General features: G+C 56.5%; 18 protein-coding genes and 3 pseudogenes. 7 read left to right on the plus strand and 14 right to left on the minus strand.

Annotated elements, in window-relative coordinates; genetic code table 11:
* Window positions 1–294 precede the first annotated feature (294 nt).
* Complete coding sequence (locus tag AC2YJX_RS01320) at window positions 295–759, plus strand: MerR family transcriptional regulator (RefSeq protein ID WP_487255038.1); 465 nt, start codon at window positions 295–297, stop codon at window positions 757–759.
* 39 nt (window positions 760–798) lie between these two features.
* Here AC2YJX_RS01320 and AC2YJX_RS01325 read toward each other — a convergent pair whose 3' ends face one another.
* On the minus strand, window positions 799–1,809 hold the full coding sequence (locus AC2YJX_RS01325) for a DNA-binding protein (protein WP_487255039.1): 1,011 nt from the start codon (window positions 1,807–1,809) through the stop codon (window positions 799–801).
* 130 nt (window positions 1,810–1,939) lie between these two features.
* Here AC2YJX_RS01325 and AC2YJX_RS01330 point away from each other — a divergent pair, with 130 nt between their 5' ends.
* Both AC2YJX_RS01330 and AC2YJX_RS01335 read left to right on the plus strand, forming a co-directional pair.
* On the plus strand, window positions 1,940–2,992 hold the full coding sequence (locus tag AC2YJX_RS01330) for a site-specific integrase (RefSeq protein ID WP_487255040.1): 1,053 nt from the start codon (window positions 1,940–1,942) through the stop codon (window positions 2,990–2,992).
* Window positions 2,993–3,333: 341 nt separating this feature from the next.
* A complete protein-coding gene (locus AC2YJX_RS01335) occupies window positions 3,334–3,897 on the plus strand; it encodes an ORF6N domain-containing protein (RefSeq protein ID WP_487255408.1) in 564 nt (187 codons plus the stop codon).
* A gap of 97 nt (window positions 3,898–3,994) precedes the next feature.
* On the opposite strand, the gene AC2YJX_RS01340 is transcribed toward AC2YJX_RS01335, so the two are convergent.
* The 5 genes and pseudogenes from AC2YJX_RS01340 to AC2YJX_RS01360 all read right to left on the minus strand — a co-directional run.
* Complete coding sequence (locus AC2YJX_RS01340; RefSeq protein WP_487255041.1) at window positions 3,995–4,444, minus strand: DUF4279 domain-containing protein; 450 nt, start codon at window positions 4,442–4,444, stop codon at window positions 3,995–3,997.
* A complete protein-coding gene (locus tag AC2YJX_RS01345) occupies window positions 4,441–4,833 on the minus strand; it encodes a hypothetical protein (protein WP_487255042.1) in 393 nt (130 codons plus the stop codon). Before AC2YJX_RS01345 ends, AC2YJX_RS01340 begins: the two co-directional genes overlap by 4 nt.
* A 101-nt stretch (window positions 4,834–4,934) precedes the next feature.
* On the minus strand, window positions 4,935–5,354 hold the full coding sequence (locus AC2YJX_RS01350) for a hypothetical protein (protein ID WP_487255043.1): 420 nt from the start codon (window positions 5,352–5,354) through the stop codon (window positions 4,935–4,937).
* A 5-nt stretch (window positions 5,355–5,359) separates the two neighbouring features.
* On the minus strand, window positions 5,360–8,500 hold the full coding sequence (locus AC2YJX_RS01355; RefSeq protein WP_487255409.1) for an RHS repeat-associated core domain-containing protein: 3,141 nt from the start codon (window positions 8,498–8,500) through the stop codon (window positions 5,360–5,362).
* Window positions 8,501–9,241: 741 nt separating this feature from the next.
* Window positions 9,242–9,910, minus strand: a pseudogene (locus AC2YJX_RS01360) (DUF6531 domain-containing protein); the annotation flags it as partial.
* Between the two features lie 919 nt (window positions 9,911–10,829).
* Between AC2YJX_RS01360 and AC2YJX_RS01365 the strand changes: the two are divergent.
* Window positions 10,830–11,182 (plus strand): annotated as a pseudogene (locus AC2YJX_RS01365) (SDR family oxidoreductase); the annotation flags it as partial.
* A gap of 697 nt (window positions 11,183–11,879) precedes the next feature.
* On the opposite strand, the pseudogene AC2YJX_RS01370 reads toward AC2YJX_RS01365, so the two are convergent.
* The 6 genes and pseudogenes from AC2YJX_RS01370 to AC2YJX_RS01395 form a co-directional block, all read right to left on the minus strand.
* Window positions 11,880–12,269: pseudogene (locus tag AC2YJX_RS01370) on the minus strand (transposase); the annotation flags it as partial.
* Between the two features lie 298 nt (window positions 12,270–12,567).
* Window positions 12,568–13,062 (minus strand): Pycsar system effector family protein, encoded by a 495-nt coding sequence (locus AC2YJX_RS01375; protein ID WP_487255044.1) that lies wholly within the window; start codon window positions 13,060–13,062, stop codon window positions 12,568–12,570.
* On the minus strand, window positions 13,059–13,646 hold the full coding sequence (locus AC2YJX_RS01380) for a Mov34/MPN/PAD-1 family protein (protein ID WP_487255045.1): 588 nt from the start codon (window positions 13,644–13,646) through the stop codon (window positions 13,059–13,061). The genes AC2YJX_RS01375 and AC2YJX_RS01380 overlap by 4 nt, the downstream gene beginning before the upstream one ends.
* Window positions 13,643–15,346 (minus strand): ThiF family adenylyltransferase, encoded by a 1,704-nt coding sequence (locus AC2YJX_RS01385; RefSeq protein ID WP_487255046.1) that lies wholly within the window; start codon window positions 15,344–15,346, stop codon window positions 13,643–13,645. The genes AC2YJX_RS01380 and AC2YJX_RS01385 overlap by 4 nt, the downstream gene beginning before the upstream one ends.
* The gene (locus AC2YJX_RS01390; protein WP_487255047.1) at window positions 15,343–16,896 is read right to left on the minus strand and encodes an adenylate/guanylate cyclase domain-containing protein; all 1,554 of its coding nucleotides are present in this window, start codon (window positions 16,894–16,896) and stop codon (window positions 15,343–15,345) included. The genes AC2YJX_RS01385 and AC2YJX_RS01390 overlap by 4 nt, the downstream gene beginning before the upstream one ends.
* A 458-nt stretch (window positions 16,897–17,354) precedes the next feature.
* Complete coding sequence (locus tag AC2YJX_RS01395) at window positions 17,355–17,819, minus strand: GFA family protein (protein WP_487255048.1); 465 nt, start codon at window positions 17,817–17,819, stop codon at window positions 17,355–17,357.
* Between the two features lie 326 nt (window positions 17,820–18,145).
* Here AC2YJX_RS01395 and AC2YJX_RS01400 point away from each other — a divergent pair, with 326 nt between their 5' ends.
* The 3 genes from AC2YJX_RS01400 to AC2YJX_RS01410 all read left to right on the plus strand — a co-directional run bounded on the left by AC2YJX_RS01400 (window position 18,146) and on the right by AC2YJX_RS01410 (window position 20,390).
* A complete protein-coding gene (locus tag AC2YJX_RS01400; RefSeq protein WP_487255049.1) occupies window positions 18,146–18,961 on the plus strand; it encodes a DUF4365 domain-containing protein in 816 nt (271 codons plus the stop codon).
* A 203-nt stretch (window positions 18,962–19,164) separates the two neighbouring features.
* Window positions 19,165–19,662 (plus strand): hypothetical protein, encoded by a 498-nt coding sequence (locus AC2YJX_RS01405; protein WP_487255050.1) that lies wholly within the window; start codon window positions 19,165–19,167, stop codon window positions 19,660–19,662.
* 143 nt (window positions 19,663–19,805) lie between these two features.
* Complete coding sequence (locus tag AC2YJX_RS01410; protein ID WP_487255051.1) at window positions 19,806–20,390, plus strand: hypothetical protein; 585 nt, start codon at window positions 19,806–19,808, stop codon at window positions 20,388–20,390.
* Here AC2YJX_RS01410 and AC2YJX_RS01415 read toward each other — a convergent pair.
* Together AC2YJX_RS01415 and AC2YJX_RS01420 are read right to left on the minus strand one after the other, a co-directional pair.
* Window positions 20,371–20,547: a hypothetical protein gene (locus tag AC2YJX_RS01415; RefSeq protein ID WP_487255052.1), complete on the minus strand. Its 177-nt coding sequence runs from the start codon at window positions 20,545–20,547 to the stop codon at window positions 20,371–20,373. The two genes, AC2YJX_RS01410 and AC2YJX_RS01415, sit on opposite strands and share 20 nt — an antisense overlap.
* Before the next feature lie 3 nt (window positions 20,548–20,550).
* Window positions 20,551–20,829 carry a hypothetical protein gene (locus tag AC2YJX_RS01420; RefSeq protein WP_218299348.1) on the minus strand — a complete coding sequence of 93 codons (279 nt, stop codon included), beginning with the start codon at window positions 20,827–20,829 and terminating at the stop codon, window positions 20,551–20,553.
* Window positions 20,830–20,872 lie beyond the last annotated feature (43 nt).

Consider the following 20,872-nt stretch of genomic DNA (forward strand, 5'->3'; position numbering starts at 1 on the left):
CAAACGCGCCCGGTTCTCAAATTAAGGGTTAACCCTCAAGTAAACACATATTTGCAAAGTGACTGAGTGCAAATATGCTATGTGCGGCTAGAAATTAATTGCATATATGCACTTTTTTGTTTCTTTATGCTAATTTCGCCACCGCATGTAATCGTTTGAATTAAGCAACAATATCGCGATTCGTGAACATATTCCTGGATCGAACGTGTCAATAGTGTGGTAGAAGCAACTGGACCTACATCCTCTCGAACGCTATCTGACCCGCCGCACTGCCCCAACAGCTCGCAAGAACATATGAATAAGGTTGCCACCCTCGTACCTATTAACAATTTTCAATATGCTGCGACTATTTCGTCGGATCCCTACACGTCAGCCGCCGAGTCGGCCGCGTTTCTAAGTGCTGGTGACAAGTTCCGCCGAGATCGAATGGAAGCCGCCGACATGATCTGTACTGACGAAGCAGCTAGCCTGCTTGGCGTTAGCCGGGTGAGGGTCAACGCCTGGGTCAAGTCGCAGCGCTGCATAGGAATTTCGATTCCAGACGGCGGGTATAGACTGCCGCGTTGGCAGTTTGAACACCAAATGTGGCCTATGCTGCAGCTTGTGGCTTCGGCGCTTGGAGCCGCAGATGGCTGGCAGGTGCTCGCCTTTCTAGAGGCGCCAGCGCGGGGTTTGGGCGGCCATACCCCACGTTCTGCAATTGAACAAGGCGTACCTGTGCAACGCATCCTGGCAATCGCGGCAGCCGAATCTCACTGATTGAGTTCGCTCCATGTACCCCACAACTATCGTTCATCATTAAGCTGAGTGGTTGCTAGTTCTAGTTCGCGTTTTGCGGGTTTTGCCGGTGGGCTGCACCGGTTCGTTGCTCGGGATCGTTGGCAATCGATCGCGCAGTTCGCTGAGGACGGCGAACATCTCCGTGCTGCGCTGCTCAAGCTTTGCTCGCAGGTCATTCGTCTCTTCTCTGAAGGCCTGCAGGTCTTTGACAAGACCTGCTTTCTCCGCCTGAAGTGTCCCAACGAGGGCCTCTAGCTCCCGCGCTTTCTCCAGCGAAGCCGACAAGGACTTGGCAGATTCCCGGGCGTCGCCCTCCAATTTGAGCGCCAGCCGCTTTGATTCTTGGCGCGCGCGATCCACCTCTGCATTAAGTCTGCGTTCCTGAGCCTGAGCACGTTCTTCCAGGCGCGTACGTTCGTCCAGGTGATCAACCTCCCTTGCCTCCTGGCGGCGACGCTCTGCATCCGCTGCCAAGCGAAGTTGTATGCTCTCTGAGCGTGACGCGGCCAGCATTTCCTGGCTTGCCGCAAGTTGCTGCTGTAGCTCCTGAACCAGACGGCCCATTTCTGCGATCTGCGCATCTCTGGCCTGCATAGCCAGCTCATAAGCTCCGCTGCGGTCGGCCAGCCGCTGTGTTTCCAGTGCCAGGACGTCCTGCGCCTGGCGTAGCGCCTCAGCTTGCACGCTCAGCTCCTTGCGAGCTTCGGCGAATTGAGTCGTCGCACGCTCATCAGCATGCTGTAGGGCCCTGCCCCACATGGCTTTTGCGGCCCTGACCACTGGAGCGGGCAAGGGGACTTCGACGCCATCGTCTTGCTCAATTGCATCCACCGGCGACTGCAGCCGCTTGGCCAGTGACCCATACCAACCATCAAGCATCGGCCCCACAGTATTTGGGGAGCCACGGCCGAGTTGTTGTCGCACGCGCTCAATCGTCGGCCGCTCGCCCAGGCCGAGGACGGTGTCGGCGGCAGCCCAAACCTCTTCCATTTGCACACCGCGCGGACCTCGAACAATTTTTGACTGCATCGCCCTACTCCATTCAATTTTTACCAACGATAATCGATGCTTATCGTGATCTATTGACTATATTTGTCAAAAACAATACATCATATGTAGCGTTTGTGAAAGTTTTGCTTTTTCGACCTCGGTTTCAACCATGCGCCTGCCGTCTCTGAGAAATATCCCCTCGCTGGAGCCGTCTTCCCTGTCGCAAGTGACTGCGCAGGCCGTTGAAGAGTTGATGCGCGAGGGCGAGTCCGCGAACACGCTAGCAAGCTATCGCTCCGCGCTGCGCTACTGGGCCGCTTGGTTTGGCGTTCGGTACGGGCAAGGGATCACGCTGCCACTGCCGGCGAACGCCATCCTGCAGTTCATCGTTGATCACGCGCAGCGGACGACCGCCGATGGCTTGGTTCACGAGCTACCGCCAGCAATTGACCGAGCGCTGGTGGATGCGGGATTCAAAGGCAAGCCAGGCCCGATGGCGCTCAACACATTGATCCACCGGATTGCTGTGCTGTCCAAGGCCCACCAGCTCCGAGAGCTGAAAAATCCTTGCCAAGACCCCAAAGTCCGTGAGCTGTTGGCCAAGACACGCCGGGCCTACGGCAAACGTGGCGCGCTTCCTCAGAAGAAGGATGCACTGACCAAGGACCCATTGGTGGCCATCCTGGACACCTGTGATGAATCACTCAAGGGCATCCGTGACCGCGCCCTCCTCCTCTTTGCCTGGGCATCGGGCGGGCGCCGACGGTCAGAAGTGACGGGGGCGACGATGAAGAATCTTTACCGAGTGGGGCCGAGCCGCTTCACCTATACCCTCGCCTATTCCAAGAGCAACCAGACTGCGGCGGATCGTCCGGAGAACGTGAAGCCGCTGGAGGGCATTGCAGGTGAAGCTCTGCAGGCTTGGTTGACGGCTTCGGGCATCGTGGACGGTGCGATATTCAGACAGGTCAGGAAAGGCGGCCACCTTGGTGAACCCCTCTCCCCTGCCGCCGTGCGAGATATTGTTCGAGAGCGCGCAAAACTCGCCGGGCTGCCGGAGGTGTTTTCTGCGCACTCGCTGAGGTCTGGATTTGTGACTGAGGCGGCTGTCCAGAAAGTGCCTTTGGCAGACACGATGGCGATGACGGGGCACAGGAGCGTTGCCAGCGTTGTGGGCTACTACCGCCCTTCTAATGACAACCCAGCTGCGAAGCTGCTTTGACGAATGGTATCGGCGGCTGCTTCGCAGCGGTTGCGGTCGATTAACGCCAGCTTACCTACTACCGCTCTCTGCCAGTAAGCAGCATTCTGGATTCCGTATGCGCAGCCCAAGACGGCTGCCAGAAGCGCTCTGGCCAAACGCGGGCCCACCCCGAAGTGGCAGCAGCAGATGGAGCTGGTCGCCACGCTGCCGCGTGCCAAGCAGCAGGTGGTCATGCAGATGCTTGATGGCCTGCTGGCCGGGAGTGCTGCAGCATTAGTGGCAAACCTTCTGCCTCACCTGCCGCAACCACAACCAACGTCCCCGCCCTGCAACTCCACATTGCCCGCCATATCCTGTCGCTGCGCGATCAGCGGGTGATGCTGGACGCCGATCTGGCCGCGCTGTACGGGGTGGAGACCAAGGTGCTGGTGCAGGCCATCAAGCGCAATAGCGAGCGGTTTCCGGGGGATTTCATGTTCCAGCTGGATGCCCAGGAGTGGGCTTCTTTGAGGTCACAGTTTGTGACCTCAAACACCGGCCGGGGTGGCCGCCGCTATGCGCCCTATGCGTTCACCGAGCAGGGCGTGGCAATGCTGTCTTCGGTCTTGAACAGCCCGCGCGCTATCGCCATCAATATCGAGATCATGCGGGCCTTTGTGCAGGTGCGTTCCATGGCGGCGACGCATCAGGACCTGGCCCGGCAGCTCTCCGAGTTGCAGGACAAGACTGAATCGCTGGCGATGCAGCATGACACCTTTAGCCGCAATACCCGCGCTCAACTCAAGCAGGTGTTTGATGCGCTGCGCGAGTTGATGACGCCTCCTGAGCCTTCCAGGCGGCCTATCGGGTTCATCGCGCCTGAGGTCAAGAAGGACACGCCCAAGGGCAGTGCCAAGGCAAAGACGACGGGCAAGAAGGCATAGCGCCCAAATACCACCGCCCAGCGGCTAAAAGAAGAAGCCACCTGAATCCCGCAGCTTTATCGCTGGCGGGAGGCAGGTGGCTTTTTTGTTTTAAGAATTAAGTGGTGCTCGGCCCGTCCTCACCATCATTCGAGAAGTAGTTATCGATGCTGAGAGGGATTTCATAACTGCCTATTTCAGTAAGCAGCCTGGGGGATAGCCTAGGTCCTTCATCGAAGCTGGCTTGGAAATGACCACACCACCAAAGCCCATCAAACTGACGAGCAAGGGCAATGATCTCCGCTTTTCTGGAACTTAGGATTTTGAGAAGAAATTCCAAGCCATCTTCCAGACTTTCCCACTCATCCTGGAACCCAACCTCCCCTTGTCCGTTGTATCCCCAAAATTGACGTCGCTTTCTTGTAATTGATTGGTTCTGCGATTGGCTAGACGCATGGCTTGGCTGCAAATTCAATCGAGCAGAAATATCAGATGGCTCCAACTGGTCGCCATAGAACCTCAACCCTACGGTGTAGACATGCGCTGGTGCTTTTTCTTTCTGATTCATGGCAACACCACATTGGCAGGGATAGTTGGCCAAAGCGGCGGCAGCAAAGACGGCAACATCCGCAAACACCGATAAACCACATAAGCAGTACTCCCGACGACAACGACACTTGCCGTCTTCTGGCACGTATCACCACAAGTCTCTGTAGGCACAGGTGGGGGTGGCGGTCCGCCACATCCATTCTTTCCATCGCGCTTTCCGTACTTCAACCACTCTGCGTACGCATCAGCCAATTCCGGTCTACTGGCGTCTGGATCGCCGTCTTGCTTTATGCATAGATGAAACCAACGCTGGAAATTTCTATCCGTGTATTCCCACCATTGACCAGTTTTCCCGTCTTGACTAGCAAGTCCCAAGGGGTCAATGAAGCTCAACGGATTGCCATCCACATAGCTAAACCTAGTTTCCAGGGCTCAATTGACGGCGGATGGGAGCCTGCCAGGCGAGCGTCGAAAGGACGAAGGCCCTGGCATCACAGCCAAGGCCTTTTTTAAGAAATCCAATATGGCGCATCTGGCATAACAGCAGCTGGCGCTATTTCAAGCGCAAGCCCTAGATTTGAGAGCGCATTTAAAGTTTTCAAACCAAGAAAACAGGAAAAAACCTCCTCATCCGTTTGATCAACAGGGGTAATGGTAAGCATTGCATATGCTATGCTTTTATTATCTAATGTCGCCAATGCAGGGCCGAGCGAAGAATGCGCTGTTAAATAATTCAACAATTCTTCATCCAATAAGTCAGATCGAAAACTGAACCAGTGCGATCCATAAACCCATAAATCGTGCAGGATATTAGGACGGGCAGCACCCACTTTTTGAATTGAGCTATCTGGAATCGGGTTTGAGAGCTCTAGCTGTTTTAGAGCTTCCAACGATCCAAATATAGAAATTCTCCCTATGATGCGCAACATATTCACTAATAGAAAAAATCACTAGTTTTACCACACTGATTAACAGCGGCAATGCGAATTGAGCCGTCCTTGCATTTGCAAATATCGTATTTGCTCCACGGCACCGCACCATTCTCTGTTTTGAAGGCGTGTGGATCAAGAATGCCTGCCTGCAGTAAATCCCATTTCGATGCTTTACGGCAGTCCGGCTTGTCGTCATTATCATCAGGGCAAAGTGCCTGACCCGCAGCATTGCCAGCTGCAGCGCCGCCGGCAGCACCCGCCGCACCTCCAGCTTGGCTGCCCGCCGCAGCGCCAGCCGCTGCACCTCCCCCAGTTCCAACGGGTCCGACAAGACTTCCTCCTGCGCCCCCAATTACTCCCCCCACCACCCCCCCGACTATTTCTCCTACGACCCCACCCACGACCGCTCCGCCGGCAGTGCATGCGGCAACACACATCTGATTGGGAGCAAGTCCAAACGGATCAGTAAAGCTGAGCGGATCCCCGCCCACATACCCAAACCGATTCCATCCCCCATCCAACCCAATCGGATCCCCCTGCGTATACCGCCCCGTACCCGGCGCATACGTGCGGAAGTAGTTGTAGTGCAGCTTCGTCTCCTTGTCGAAGTACTGCCCCGGATACCGCAGGTTGAACGTGACTTCCGGGATGCTGGTGGCGCCCGTGGTCGGTGTGGTGCTCTCGCTGGTGAACCGCTGGGCCCCAATCGTCGGCTGTTCGTCTCCGAACGCACTGTACGCCCATTGCCAGGCCACCTGGCCGTCGGGCTGGGTGAGTTTTCTTGGCGTGTTCAGGTGGTCGCTGTGGACGGCATAGGTTTGGCCTTTGATCACTGCCGCTATCGGCATGGGGCCGCTGGCGGTGGGTAAATAGATGTATTGCGCGGTGCCGGTGCTGTTGCTGCCGCCCGAGCCGTATTCGCCCAGCAGGCTGCCGTCTTCTGCGTAGATGTAGCTGTAGCCCAGCTTTTCTGCGTCGCTGGTGCTGGGGCTCCAGAGTTTGCTGAAGAAGCTGAGGATTTGCTGGATGAGGCCGGGTGGTTCTGCCTGCGGTTCGTCGTCGTCGGCGAGCAGGTTGTTGAGGTTTTTGTTGCTGCTGCCGCTGGCCGGGGTACTGCTGTACAGCGGCTCGGTCTTGAACACGCGCTGGCCCAGGCCGTTGTGGGCGTATTTGGTGGTGGGGGCGTCTTCGCCCTGGCCGGTGCTGGCGCTTTCCATGCGCCCTTCGCTGTCGTAGCGGTAGGTGATCAGGCCGTCGCCCAGCAGGTCGCCTGCGGGGTTGTATTGGTAGGTGACGCTGGTGGTGGCACTGTTGCCGTCCGTACTGGCGGTGGTTTGCTCAAAGCCGAGCAGGCGGTTGTGGCTGGCGTCGCCGCCGTAGGTGCGGCTGGTGGTAGTGCCTGCCAGGTCGCGGGTGCTGGCGGTGCGGTTGCCGTTGGCGTCGTACGAGAAGGTGGCGGTGTCCACAGGGGCGTTGGCCGCCGTGGTTTTGGTAAAGCCGGTGATGCGGCCTGCGGGGCTGTATTGCACCGTCCAGGTGCTGGTGGCCTGGCTGATGGTGGTGGCCTGAGGGTTGGTGCTGGCCGGGCGCCAGAGTTTTTGCGTGAGGGTCTGGATGCGCCCTGCCGCGTCGTACTGGTAGCTGCTGAAGTCCGTGGCGGTGACCTGGCCTGCGGTGTTGTAGCTGCGGGTGGCCGGGATGGGGGCCGCGCCACCGGGCAGGCTCCAGCTCCAGCCGGTGGGCAGGCCCAGGGGGTTCCAGGTGATGCCGCTCACCAGCAGTTGGCCGGCCCAGGTCAGGCCGGTGATCTGGCCGGTGGTGTCGTAGACGTTCTGCAGCACTTGCCCGCCGGGGTAGGTGGTGCTGGCCAGCAGGCCCTGGGCGTTGTAGGCGTAGCTGACGCTGCGCGTGTCGCCGTTGATCAGGCGCTGGGTTTTGGTGGTGACGCGGCCGTGGGCGTCGCGCTCGTAGGTGGTGGTGCCGCTGGGGTCGAGGATTTCGCCAAGATAGCCTTTGCTGGCGGCCGTGAGGTCGTAGCGCAGGGTGGTGGTGCGCCCGTCGGCATGGGTGATGAGCGTGGGGCGGCCCAGCAGGTCGCGTTCGATGGTGGTGGCCTGGCCCAGGGCGTCGGTGATGGTGCTGGGCAGGCCCAGGGCGTCGTACTGGGCGGCTTTGGTGCCGGTGTCGGGGCTGGTTTCTGTGGTGGCGTTGCCTAAAGCGTCGCGGGTGTAGGTGGTGGCCACGCCTTTGAAGTCGCCGGCCTGGGTGACGCCATCGAGGGCGTTATAGCTCAGGGATGCGGTGGCGTTTTCTGCGTTGGTGATGGCCTTGGTGCGGCGCAGGGCGTCCAGGCCTTGGCTGGTGCCCTGGCCCAGGCCGTTGGTGGTGGCCACCCAGTCGCCGTTGCTGTCGTAGCCATAGGTGGTGGTCTGGCTGCCCAGGGTGACGGTTTCCACGCGGTTAAGGCTGTTGATCGTGCGCGCCAAGCGCCAAACAAGCTGGCCCTGGGCGTTGCGCAGGTCTTCGCGGGTGCGGTTGCCCATGGCGTCCAGGGTGTAGGCGCCAGAGTTGCCCCGGTTGTCGCTCCAGCCTGTGAGGCGCTGGGCAGTGTCGTAGGTGTAGGTGACCACATGGCCGTGCGGCAGGCTGGCGGTGGCGACCTGGCCGCTGGGGCGGTAGGTGAGCGTGGTGAGCTGCCCACCCCGGTTGGCGGTGAGCATGCGGCCACGGGCGTCGTAGGTATAGGTGCTGACCAGCCCCGTGGGTGCGGTGTGGTTGAGCACGCGGCCTGCGCCGTCGTGCGTGTAGCTTTCTACATGGCCGAGGGCGTTGGTGGCGCGGGTGAGGTTGCCTGCGCTGTCGTACTGGTAGCTGGTGGTGGCGCCGTTGGGGGCGGTTTCGGTGGCAATCAGGCCGCTGGCGTGGTAGGTCCAGCTGGTGGTGCGGGTGGTGCCTGAACTGCCGGAGCCACCGCCGGTGTCGGTGATGGTCTGTGTCAGGGGGTTGCCCAGGCTGTCGTAGGCGTAGGTGGTGGTTCGGCCGGGTTCGGTGATGCTCAACGGCAGTCGCCACTGGGGATGCCAGGTTGTTTGGGTGGTGCGGGATTCGGGGGTACCCACGGCCTCGGTGGTTGCAACCCTCACTCGGCGACTGGTGTCCCACTGGTAAGTAGTGGAGGTATTCCGAAAATCGGTTACTGACTCGATCAAACCGAGAGGTGACTGGGTACGGGAGGCTGCATCTAACGCGCCTCCCCCATCGGGCAAGCTGGAACTGGCAACGGCTACTTTTCCTAAATTGACGCTGTAGGTGTAGCGCCGCTGCGTGCCCAGTGGGTCGGTAACAGTGGTATTACCGTAATACCGAGATGCATAGCTGACCTGATAACGACCAACACCACCTGCACGAACTGTTTGTATGGGTTGGCCTTGATCGTTGTAGCTGTATGTGGCCAAACGAATGCCATTTTCATCAATAATACCTGTCAGTGCTTGGGGAAAGGCCGCTTTTTCATAGACATAGGATTTTGAGGTATTGCCTGCGTACAGAACGTGCGTCAGTCGTTTTGCTCCGTCATATTCATATGTGGCTTGAGTCTGCCCGCCCACACTAAAACCTGAAATTTGTCCTAGCCCGTTGTACGCCAATTGCAAGCTGCGGCCGAAATGATTTTTTACCTCTGTCAGATGCCCTTGCGCATCATATGTAAGCTTGTAGGACCATCCATTGCGTTGGGCATGAGCCAATAGCTTCCCGCTCGCATCAAATTGCCGGGTGCTATTGTCCGTGCCGGATGTGTAAATCCAGCCTTGGCTATTTTTCACAAGTGAGTCTACGCTGTCATTGGGCTGCCAAATTCCATTAATTTGACTAAAAACTGTTCTGCTCCCATCACTGGTAGTGACGATCGCGAGTGGTTCATCGGTGTTGGTTGCCGTCCGAAGGCTCAGCGCATCAGAAAAACTCCAAGTCCAGCCACCACCCATATTGCCGGTGCCTGAGGCACGTTTGCTCAAATAAATTCGACTAAAGGTCAACGGGTGAGGAAGGTGGTCAACGTAGTCAAGCTCTTTTTCATACTTTTGAGCTGCGGCTAACAGAATGGGATTTGGAGTGGTTTCACCCCCCTGATAGGCGGACGCCGGGCATGACGCTGGGGGCGGTGGCAGGGGTTCGCATGTATTACCAACTTCTGAAAATCCATGGTCGCATTCGCATTCTCCGGAAACTCCTCCTGGATAGCTATTCGGAGGGCAAGAAGCCTGCCGGACATAAAACATCCCGGCTTGACTACCCCAATTTTCACCATTGCGCATGCGGGTGATTCCACAGCTTCCAGCAGATGCGCCGGGTTGGAGTTGAACAAACGGATTATCTTTAACAATTTGCCAAGTCGGCTCTGGCCAGTCTGTGCGACGACGAAGAAATACCAGATCACACGCCTCTTCTGCAGACCATACCCATGGAATATCCGAATACGTTTCGGGATAGGGTGTGGGGCCATACTGTTTTTTAACTAAAACCTTCGCATTCGCCACCATTGAAAGCAGCATAAAACAAACACACAAAGACAATGAAAAAATCAGCCGGATTTTATCGGTTCTTACATTCCAATGACTAGGCAAGATGCAACTCCCTCATGTGATATTGAGCGACGGTTGGCTGGTTGGTTTTTAATATTGGAAACCCATTTTATTAATTTCAGCCGTTACCCGACGCTTGATGTCTGAACTTTACTGGACGCCAGTTGCCTCCCCAGTGGCAACACGTTGGGCTTTGTGTAAACAAATGTTCCTGCCGTGCGGTCTGATCATGGTGGCGCATCCCGGAGGATCTGCCTCACCCAACGGCAACGGCGGTTGAGTGCATCCGGTTTGTCTGTGTTCAGCCTATTGGCAGGGTTGAAGAAAAATGAGCTCATCCTGCCATCCCATATGCGAGTGAATTGAACACTTGTCAGTGGTTGTTGGGAGGACTGTCTCAGCAGTTGACGAGCATGGCAGCGGAAAAATCCCCTTCACCCGCTCACCATCCGCCCACTATGTTGCCACGAAGCCCTTGAAGCAAGTCCGTAGCGTACGCACTCGCAGTGGCTTGGACTCGCAGATTGGCACGGCCTACTGGCGACTCTAAGTCATTGATTTGACGGGTTGGGGAAGTAACTTTTTGGCATTGTGATGAGCCTGACTGCCTCTGGGAGTGCGAAGTCTGGCTCGCGTCACCCCAGGGCAACATCGCTGTCCACTGTCGCCTCAATTGTGCTGGCATAGCACCCACCCCAATGAGTGCGCAGCATGCGTTTTCAACTTGTATTTTTTAATGGCAGCGTGTTCATGTACGCGCCGTGGATGCTTCAGTAATCTTCAGTTGTCATCACAACACGGAGAGATTTCGACATGAACACAGCACAACAATTTCGCCAGATCTGGCGTATTTCGGATGTGTGCAAGGCCACCGATTTGTCCAGAACAGCCGTCTACGGAGTCGACCACCGCCTACGCGGCCATTAAAGGCGCCCTCTCGACCTACAGCAAGCCCTTGTCCAAGGAGGTCACGCCAAAAGGAGTGCGCGTTCTGCGCGTCTCGCCCGGCTGGATTGAAACCGAGGCTTCAGTGGCATTCGCCGAGCGACTGGGCGCTGAAGCAGGCACGGACTATGAAGACGGGAAGAAGATGGTCATGGTTGGCTCGGCGGAATTCCGATTGAACGGCCCGCCACGCCAAAGGAAGTGGCTGATCTGATCACCTTCCTGGTGTCACCGCGCGCAGCTTCAATGTCGGGCTCAGAGCAAGTGATCGATGGAGGGACGGTTCCTACCGTGTAGAACCCTGGTAAGGCGCAACAGTTAGGCCCACTGGTTTCGAGACTGGGGCGCTGCGGACGTCTACCGTTGATGGGGTCGACCCGGTGCTTTCAAGCTCCAGTGGGTATGCGTTTCACTGACGAGTTTCCGCCTCTGGCGGACTCCATCTTCTGCCTACGCGCTGCAGAAGACAGGAGGCCCCGCACATCTAATCGCATGTCACCGGACAGTGACCGAAACCCAGGCAACCAACTTGTTGAGGTTTCCCGATGCAACGGTGGTGAGCAACCCCTTTGGCATCTATGTGGTTTAGGAGATTCAGAAAATGCAGTTCGTCTTCCTGGCGAAGTGCCGGGATCCAAGTCAGACGCGCCACGCTGTTCAGCGATTTCTGGATTGGCTGGAACAATCGTTCGGTCGCTTCGGCTTCCTTGAGGCCATCAACGTAAACGCTCTGACGAAGTAACGGGCAACAAGGCGCCAGCCGCTGGGGAATGTCCGGTGATGACATATGCAGTCGGTACGGCTTGCCACCGCGAATGACTCACATCAGCCTGAAGCCGCCACGCCGAGGTCGGTTCTGCAGCGGTTGCCGTCGATCGCGGACGAGGCTCCGACGGCAGCTATTGGGCCGGAAGCGGCCGCGCGGGGCCTGTCCGAGTTTCCGTGTGTGAGGCTCACTGAGCCTTCACCGATTTGGCGAAGGTGAATGAATATCTTACGTGCTCGATTTCGTGAACCGGTCCTCGTAGAGGATCGCAAATTGGTTCATTGCTGACTTCCAGTTGTTGGCAGCCCGCCCCCAGTCTTCGGTGATGTTGCGCAGTGCCAGCCAGATCAGCTTGGTGGCTGCATCGTCACTGGGAAAGTGCCCTCGGGTTTTGATGATCTTGCGCAGCCTCGCATTCACGCTCTCAATCGAGTTGGTCGTGTAGATCACGCGGCGCACCTCGGGCGGGAAGGCAAAGAACGGTATGACCTTGTCCCAGACCCTGCGCCAGGCGCCCACGACAGTGGGGAACTTCTGGCCCCAGGGCCCGGCTTCAAACGCAGTCAACTCGGCCTCAGCGGCCTCGGCGCTCACCGCCGTGTAGATCGGATTGAACGCGGGCAAGTCCCTGCGCTCTGCTCAGGGCTTCCCAGTCAGTTCTTCCAACTGTTGAGGTATCCCTGCGAAGCCCTGGGCAATGGTGAGGGCTTCGCTCATCATCGCCGATTTCTGCTGGGGGGCCCTTCGCTTTGGCCGGGCCATATAGATGCGATTGGGCTGGGAGCGCCATGCAACGCCAGTAATCCTGTGGCCCAGCGCCTGATCGCCGCTGCTTCCCTCCTGAACGTTCCAAGCCGGGCCTGCGGGGCCCATCATTGCAACACCCTCTGTGGCCCCATGCGGCCCTGAGCACCGGTTACTTATGAACCAATGTGATGATGGCCGCGAACCACGGCAGAATGGCCAGAAACGACCACAGCATCCCGCGTCGAACCCAGCGAAATTTGTCACAGGCAATCTGGGCGTTGCGGTGAATTTGGGCCGTCCAATCCGTGAGCAATGCGTTCACAGAAGCACGTTTGAAGCTGTTGGTGTAGTCGACTTCCTCGCTGTTTGCTATGCGTCCAAAGAAAAGCAAGGAAGATGAAGGTCCCGTGACGCGAGGCAGCACCGCCATCGATGCGCAGGCCAGGCCGATACCCAGGAAAATCGACGCTGCAAGGGTGAACAAAACCACCCAATGCGTGCGCATTGCCACCTCCGCCGTGCTGAAAGCTGCACCTAGTCCGCCCAGCATAGCCGTGTCTATAGCGACGATAACACCAACCTTCACTTCTGCTGCTGCAATCCAACCAAGATTGCGCTCCAACACCCACTGCGCCGTTTGCAGACGCTCATTTTCTGTACTCACATTAATCTCCTCAAAATCCTTTGCGAAAGCGTTTTGGCCGACGTGACAGCACCTTGATCATGCTGCAAGGATCGCCATAGCCCCGTTGCTCTGAAGCCCTCCTCCTCTTGAACAGAAACGCCGTCCGATGCACTCAGTCTGACGCGAATCGGTGCCTGTGCTCTGCGGAAGGCATGGGTGGAACCCACCAGCCTGCCGCTCCTGCCAAGCTTGAGTATCAGCAACACTAGAAATGACGAAGCCTGCTCTGGATCATGCATTTCCTCCTGCATGTTCCATACGTCAGGCGGACTCGGTAGTGCCAAAAAGCTGGGATGGGAGTGCCACTCACCGAGGTAGTTGAATCGCTCGTGATTGTTCCCGGTGAGCATGCGGAACCGCCGCATGAACTTGCGATGCTGCAACGGATCGCGCACAAACGAAGTTGGGGTTCCATTGCGCTGCACCGAAAGGTCTCTGACAACAAACTGGCCGTCGGCAATCTGCTCAGCAGCCATCACGCCACCAATCTCGTTTTGCCCTGCATTTTTGAGCTCCCTTTTGAGTTTGCGCACACACCTGGCGCTAAGAATGACGTCGATCATCCCGCAGTCGCAGGTTGCGCAAGACCTGGCAAGTCGGAGACGGCCGTCGAATGGCAAGCGCCACCCGCTTCCTTGGCCGGCGGCGCCTTGAGCAAAATTGGAAATGTCTGAAATGGCCCAGTGAAGATCCACTCTGCACGCAGCCCGATGACATAAGCCGAAAACGGGTAGTCCGACTCTTCGGCTGCAAGCAGCGCATCAAGGGCCAAACGCGCCAAATGCGCGGCAACGACCGACACATCCGCATCATCAGCAATCATGCTCGGCTGGTCGTCGGGCTCGACTCCATAGTCAATGTCACTGTCCTTGGGCGGTTTCGGAAATTCCGGATTAGTCATCCAGGTGTAGATCTCATGCCTCACATCAAGCGCATCTGCTTCAAGGCCTGGCCGACTGCGTGCAACATAGCCGCCGTATCCTCCGCCGAATACGCGCCCCCACACCATTGGGATGCAATCCATAGTCGCAACCTGGGCGGCCATGCCGAAGCCTTGGCCGCTGGCTGTGGTCTCGACGATCAGATCGCACTGAGCCAACTTGCTCAAGCATGTGATTAGGTCCGCCGTGGAAAACTGGCCACCAAGGTGGCCTATCCAGCCATCAACCTCGATGCCCGGGTTAATTGCCTGCAGTCTCTCGGTCACACCGTCCACCTTGTGCGCGCCTACTGCTGTCCAGTCGAGATCGTTGCGCACTATGTTGGCAATCTTCATCACATCGCCATCGACGAGGTAGAAGTCCTGGACGCCAGCGCGAGCAAGACTAGCTGCGACCTTGCTTCCCATTGAACCGCAGCCTACGATAGCCACGCGTTTTCCGGCTATCGTGCTGTTGCGACCCGGAGCTCGTTGTTGATTGTCCATAGGAACCCTGGCTACATCGTAGGCTTTCTCATCGCCAAGCCATTTGGCGACCACTTGGCCATCCAGGAGACCAACGACGATGCCGTACCCGGAGTACGCAATTGGAGAAAACTGCGCCCAAACTTCAGCAGGAGAGAGTTTCTTGTCAAGCAACGCGAGATGGCGTGTATCGCTCTTTTGAAGCACAGCAATTCGCGCTAGCAAATTCGCTTTGGCTCGCAAACGGGAAGGAATTCCCACATCCATCCAACCGTCGTGTTCAACCGAACCTACCAGACCAACTGCGAAATACACGACACAACCATCATGGCTAATGGCCGCCAGGTCCATTCCATGAACTCCATCTCCCCGCCGGATTACTTCCGCAATCATTGCGTCGCTGATAACGAGACGCAAAGCTCTGAAATTCAGCAACTGCGCCGGTGTGAAATGATGAGTTGTTGGCACCCGCATTGCATTGCCGGCATCATCGACTTGGGCTTCGGTACCCAGCAGCTTGCGTGCGCTGAGTAGCATGTCAGCCCCATTGAAGCCCGTGTGCCAGTTGTCCGCACGCATCTCCAAACACAGCTCGCCGCTTGGCCACTGGTGGTTCGACCAACGCTCCCCCTCCGCCCGGGGTAACACTTGCATTGGGCAGAAGGGATACACAAACGGATAGACGAGCCTGACCTCTCGCAGCTTGCCGCCCGCTTCAAAATCAACCTCGGCCGATACCGTTCCTGCCGACTCATCGACGGCCCAAACTACTTGCTTCACCCATCCTTGGGAGAGCAGGCTCCCAACAGCTTCTTTTTCTTGCTCAAGACGGTCAGGAAACCGCTGGAACCAGTTCAAGCAAAGCCTCGCTGGCTATTGGAGGGCTGTGCTGCGACCTTGCCAAAAGCGAAGCCAGCCGCTGCTGCCGTGCCCGTGGCGGGCTGCAGAAGCCCACCGCTGAGTGTGGAAGCCTTCCTCGCTTCGGCTTTGGGGTTGAGCGCCTCTTCGGCCGCCACATAGTCGAAGTCTGCGCGACGCCGGTCGGCACCGAAAAGTGTCTGAAACTGCTCAGGAGCATGTTTGTAGAGCTCTGGACCCATGGCGGTCTGGCGGCCATTGCAACGCTTCTGCTCACGCTCGGAGGCAAGCACAGAGCGGCTAATACAGCATCGAGTACGCTCGCCTTTGATGCCAAGCCGGGTGACCGAAATCACGCCATGCTCTACGCCGACCGCCAAGCCGAGATCTCCAGCGTCGACCTCGGCCGACTTCAGTTCGCTCATCGCAAGGTTGAAGCTGCTACGCATTGCCGCAGCACACAGCAGCGCGTTCTTGGCTGTCTCGGCGTCGTCGGTGGTTTGGGCAGTGCCCTCAACCAGGATGCCGTGAATGCAGTCACCGATGAAGCGGATCTTGCGGCCCGAGAAATCGTCATAGAGTACCGAGTCAAGTTCGCCTCGCAGCACGTGGAGGGTCTTGACCACACTTGCTGCACCTTCATCGTCCTCGATTCGGTCCGTGATGTAGCGCGTGAAGTTGTCGATGTCGGCATAGACGGACGTACATTCCTGGCGACGTGAATTGCCAGGTGTCAGCTTTTCCAAGTCGATATCCTTGAACGGCGGAGTATGGCGAGAGAAGTCAAACGACCCGATAGGATTGTTGGCCAGATCGGCTTCCCAGCTCTTGACCACACCGCCGACAGTCACCGGCAGGTCTGCTGCCTTCTGAGCTTCTTCGACCTGGGCTTGGGTCACTGCCGTCGCGTTCATATCGATGACTGCGTCCCACCCGATTACCGCACGTGCGGTGTTGGTCATGTAGATGCCCTCAACGTCGCCCCCTGCACGCTTGGCAGCCTGATTGGCGGGATCACCAAGAAACAGCGGCTCGCGGCTTGACCGCCGGCCGTTGTTAACAGCAAGGGCCTTGCCAGAGTCGATGCCGACACGCGTTTTAGCTGCAGGCAATGGGTCTTCACCACCTTCGCCTGTCTCGGCAAGAACATCACGGATCAATTGGGCCGTGGCCACCGCCTTTAGGATGCGCGCTTTCTCATCCCCATAGGGCTTGGCGAACACCGCGTGCAACCGCTGGTTGTGGAAATCGATTTCGATGGCGTCCACATCCGCCAGGATGTCTCGCACCGCGCGGTAGTGCAAGTTCAGGAATCTGAGCGTGCGGCGATGGCTTGTTGGGCCCTCGTAGTCAGTGACATTGAGCATGTCACCGATGTTCAGGATGTCGATGTACAAGTGGACGCCATCCACCCTATAGGCAACACCATTTGCGATCCCCTGCAGGTCCGTGGTTCGCACATACTCCTTGATGGTAACCGTGCTCACTTCGGCCAATCGCGCTGCGATGCGCTTTTTTGCCACAGCTTCGTTCCAACTCCGTTTCGCCATACTCGCTCCAACTGGTTGAATTTCACCCGAGGCACTTGGCGCCGGGCAGTTCTCCTCAAGAGGCAAATCAGGGCCGAGTTTGCTTCTTCAAGCCACCTGCGCAAATTAAGTGCGGGGAGGCGGCGTTGGTCATGATGCGAGCTCTCGTGGCGCGAGGTGCTCGCCCTGACCATCGCCCGACTTTTGGCTATGAGAGCTCGGAATCTTGTGTGCCCTTCGTCGCGCAAGTCCAATTGGATCAAATTACCGATTGAGGAGCTAAGGGGTAACTGCACTACCTATAGTGTTCTTTATATGCAAGAGCGATGCACCGTTGAGACTCTGATGTTGCGCGATGCGCTCCTCAAGAAATGACGGGGCAAGCAAACGTTCCAACGTCGAGCTGTCCAAAATGCCTCCTAGTGACATCTCAATGCCTGATATCAGCAGAATTCGGCCCGGACCGGACGCCGAACTTGCTACACAGAGGCTCTCTCGCTGGATTCGGGGTTGGCTTCGTATCTAAGCCATCCTGCAATCGCCGAGCCTCCTCCAATTCGGTCTTTCGGATGTGTTCTGCCTTCATTGACTGGCACTTCTGCGAAGTCAAAAGGACTCATCCCTTCGATGCACGCCACATTGCCTCCGTATTGGTCTGGCGCTGAGCGACGCTGGTGGAAGGTGTAAATACCGCACTTTGAGCAGAAATAGTGCTTGGCCTCTCCCGTATTGAACGTATACAGGGTGAGTGCTTCACTACCATGCGTGACCTGAATATCGTCTAGGTTGGCTGATACCGCTACTGCCCCTCGCATCCGACAATAGGAGCAGTTGCATCTACGGGCTGTTTTCAAGCCATCTCTTAAACGTAATGAAAAACGCACAGTACCGCAATGACATGCGGCTTCATACAAGGGCCGTTCTGGGAGATTGCTATCGGTCATTCCTCATTCTCACCTACAAAGTGCGCGTATCGAACTGACTGCAATCGGCCCTGAGCCGCCGTTGCGAAGCGCTACCAGGAGCTGCCTTTGACTCGCTGCACACTTCTGTTGAGAACCCCGGTCTCTGTCTACCGGCAAGCTATAGTTTGTCGAGCTGACACGCGCCGGGTTTCGCGGAATTTTTATACTTGGAGGGTTAAACAGTGCATGCCTTGCAAACCTATGCTACAAGCCACCTCCAGGAAAAATCAGTGTCCAGAATATCCCGCACGGTACAGCTTATCCTGCAGGTTTTGCGGTCTAAATTGTGTTAGGCCTACCACAGCATGAATCTACCGAAAAGAAGTTCTCAGCACAAAGTCGAGACGGAAAGCGTTGCCCTTTTACGCACTCAACTCGGATCAGACTGGGTTTTCCGAGATCACCAGGATCGCGATTATGGGGTGGATGTGCACCTCGAGCTTTTCGATGGTGAGGTCCCTACAGGGCTTGTTCTATATGGACAAGTCAAGGGCACACTCGATCCCTTCGGGCAAGAAGTGACGCTAAGTGGATTCCCAACAAAAACTGCCAACTATGCAAATTTATTTGGCATTCCATTTTTTGTCTTTTTCACATCCACAGCAAGCAAAGAAACAAAATTTGTTTGGCTCCAAGAATATTTGCTCTTTAATATTAAATCAAGCCAACTTTCAGAGCAAGAATCAATATCAATAAAATTCCCAACCGAGAACACCCTAACCAAGGGCGGAAATAGAAAAATCAAAGCAATATTGGAAAGGCACAAACTCAATGCCGCAGCATTGAAGTTCATTACGCACTACGAGAGACTGATTAATCAAATTGAATTAATGCGCTCTGGGAATGATAAGGCAATCCAATCTTGCATAACACAAATACGGGAGATGAAAAATCTTTCGCTTGTCCTCCAAAGGACTGACGAGCGAGACCTCTTTGCATGCGATTTTAATGAGGCCATTGGCTTGCTAAAATTTATCAAACACGAAAAATCAACCACAAAAACGCACATAATCAAGCTAGAGAATCTAATTCTGCCTCTTAAAATGAAAAAAATGGACCTGTTGAATTTGGATACCCAAGACGCTATTGCAAATTGGCTCACAGGTCAAAAACACTATTAAAAATCAACCCAACGGGAGAGGGGTAGGTCTACTATGCATACTCACCAAAGCCTAACTGGGCGGTCAAGCGGACGCCAACACAGGCCATGCCTTCGGCGTTCTGATGGCCTGCGTTGGTGCCCTCCTCACCTACGGTGCTACGGCGCCGCTTACCTTGGGCGTTAGGCATCACAATGGCAGCCACAAAACCGGGATTCGCGAACATGGGCGTTGTCCTCAATGCTCCTTACCTTGGCGCGTGGCCGACGAAGATCGGTAGCTTCATCCTGAACTTTGGCGGCATTGAACTGATCACCTACCAGCAGCTCATGCTTCTTGAGTCCTCGAGAGAAGACTTCGTGAAGAACGTAGATCGCCTCTTCGGGAAGCGCATCGACCGTCTCGTGGAACTGCTGGCCGCTGCCCCGAAGCTCCAAGAGACAGAGCGAACAGCTGCAATCGAACAATGGGAAAGAGCCCGTGAGCTTGCCGTCTGGAGGAATCGCATTGCACACAATCCAGCCCTTCCAACATGGAAACCCGGTAGCAACGCGGATGTAGACCCGCCGGATGTACTTGGAGTGCCTGACTTCAAGCAGTTCAAGGATGGGACAACCAGCGATTCGATTCCGATTGAGCTCATGAACATGCTTATCGATGAGTCTGCTGCAATAGCTCAGAAGCTCCATGAAGTGTCAGTCAGGTTGCAGGGTGATGCCTAGCTCTGCGCTCAACCGGAGCGCCAACGGCTGGCCGCCTTGCCCGCGTGGCTCAGCCTACATATCCTCCGCCACGCGAGCAAGACGTCCACCGTTGTGGCCAGGTTAACTCTGCGTTAGGCGGCAAGAAGAGAAAGGGAGGCGGTATGAGTCAGATCACCTCGGCATACTCGATTGCGCACCCGCACTACCTTATGTATAAGGCTGCAGAGCTCGCGCTTGCAAGGGCGGATGCGGACGAAAAACTGCGGTCGCTTCACGTGGCAACAGTCTATGCAATGAGCGCCTTCGCTCTAGAAGCATATGTCAATGATGTTTGCGCGGTCTCCATCCCCGAGGCGGTTTGGGGGCTGGTTGAAAGGAGATTGAACACGGCGGAGAAGATAAAGTTGCTTGAGGCATACATCCCCTTCTCCACTGACCCGGCGAGGGAACCGTTTCAACTGCTTAAACCCCTTTTTCGGATCCGTGATGAACTTGCGCATTGCAAGCGTCAAGTAGTGGAGGTGGAATCTCAGGCTCTCAATGAACAGCCGTTGGTCCTGCCGCGAGCTAGATTTGAGAGGCATCTGGACGACGTTTCGCTTGCGAAGAAGCTGCACAAGGGCGTCTTCGATATGGTTACGATTCTCCATAACGCGCGGGTCGAGAAGGACCAGGAGAGGCATCCATTTGAGAGTACCGCAGCGAGTCACTTCGTTACAATTAAACTCACAAAGGTCGAGGATTGAGGAACGAGGACTTGCCTAACAACTCGGTGTAGCCGACAGGCCCGAAGCGGGTCAGGCGGTTGAACTCAGGCGTTAAACGTCCGCTTTCAACTGCCGCGATCGACTGCTTCTGGCCGAATTGAGCCGATGCACGGCATGCCGAAAATGCCTGCAGCATGCATTATTGACCTGCGATGTCGTAGACACCCTCAGAGTCAAATCGACAGCACCACTTGACGTGAGACCAGGTGCCCGTTGAGTTGATTTCGACGACTCCGCGAGCAAACAGCACTTCGTGCGTGCCGTCGTCATAGAAACTTTCTTGTTGGACCTCAATGGGTAGACCATCAACAAGCAGCACGAGCGAGCCATCTATCTCCTTCCGGAGGTCAGTCTGGGACAGCATGACGAGATCGCTCTCAAGGAGTTCGTTGAAATCCACAGAGAAACGAGGGGTCATATTGAATGTCCGGTTCTGGCCGAATTCTGCCCCACGGCGAGAG

Source organism: Acidovorax sp. SRI_002 (assembly GCF_057586455.1).

Bases quoted from the DNA above. Each gene is read 5' to 3' on its own strand.
- AC2YJX_RS01320 (WP_487255038.1), top strand. From the start codon at position 295: ATGAATAAGGTTGCCACCCTCGTACCTATTAACAATTTTCAATATGCT.
- AC2YJX_RS01325 (WP_487255039.1), bottom strand. From the start codon at position 1,809: ATGCAGTCAAAAATTGTTCGAGGTCCGCGCGGTGTGCAAATGGAAGAG.
- AC2YJX_RS01330 (WP_487255040.1), top strand. From the start codon at position 1,940: ATGCGCCTGCCGTCTCTGAGAAATATCCCCTCGCTGGAGCCGTCTTCC.
- AC2YJX_RS01340 (WP_487255041.1), bottom strand. From the start codon at position 4,444: ATGAATCAGAAAGAAAAAGCACCAGCGCATGTCTACACCGTAGGGTTG.
- AC2YJX_RS01350 (WP_487255043.1), bottom strand. From the start codon at position 5,354: ATGTTGCGCATCATAGGGAGAATTTCTATATTTGGATCGTTGGAAGCT.
- AC2YJX_RS01380 (WP_487255045.1), bottom strand. From the start codon at position 13,646: ATGATCGACGTCATTCTTAGCGCCAGGTGTGTGCGCAAACTCAAAAGG.
- AC2YJX_RS01390 (WP_487255047.1), bottom strand. From the start codon at position 16,896: ATGGCGAAACGGAGTTGGAACGAAGCTGTGGCAAAAAAGCGCATCGCA.
- AC2YJX_RS01395 (WP_487255048.1), bottom strand. From the start codon at position 17,819: ATGACCGATAGCAATCTCCCAGAACGGCCCTTGTATGAAGCCGCATGT.
- AC2YJX_RS01400 (WP_487255049.1), top strand. From the start codon at position 18,146: ATGAATCTACCGAAAAGAAGTTCTCAGCACAAAGTCGAGACGGAAAGC.
- AC2YJX_RS01405 (WP_487255050.1), top strand. From the start codon at position 19,165: ATGGGCGTTGTCCTCAATGCTCCTTACCTTGGCGCGTGGCCGACGAAG.
- AC2YJX_RS01410 (WP_487255051.1), top strand. From the start codon at position 19,806: ATGAGTCAGATCACCTCGGCATACTCGATTGCGCACCCGCACTACCTT.
- AC2YJX_RS01415 (WP_487255052.1), bottom strand. From the start codon at position 20,547: ATGCTGCAGGCATTTTCGGCATGCCGTGCATCGGCTCAATTCGGCCAG.
- AC2YJX_RS01420 (WP_218299348.1), bottom strand. From the start codon at position 20,829: ATGACCCCTCGTTTCTCTGTGGATTTCAACGAACTCCTTGAGAGCGAT.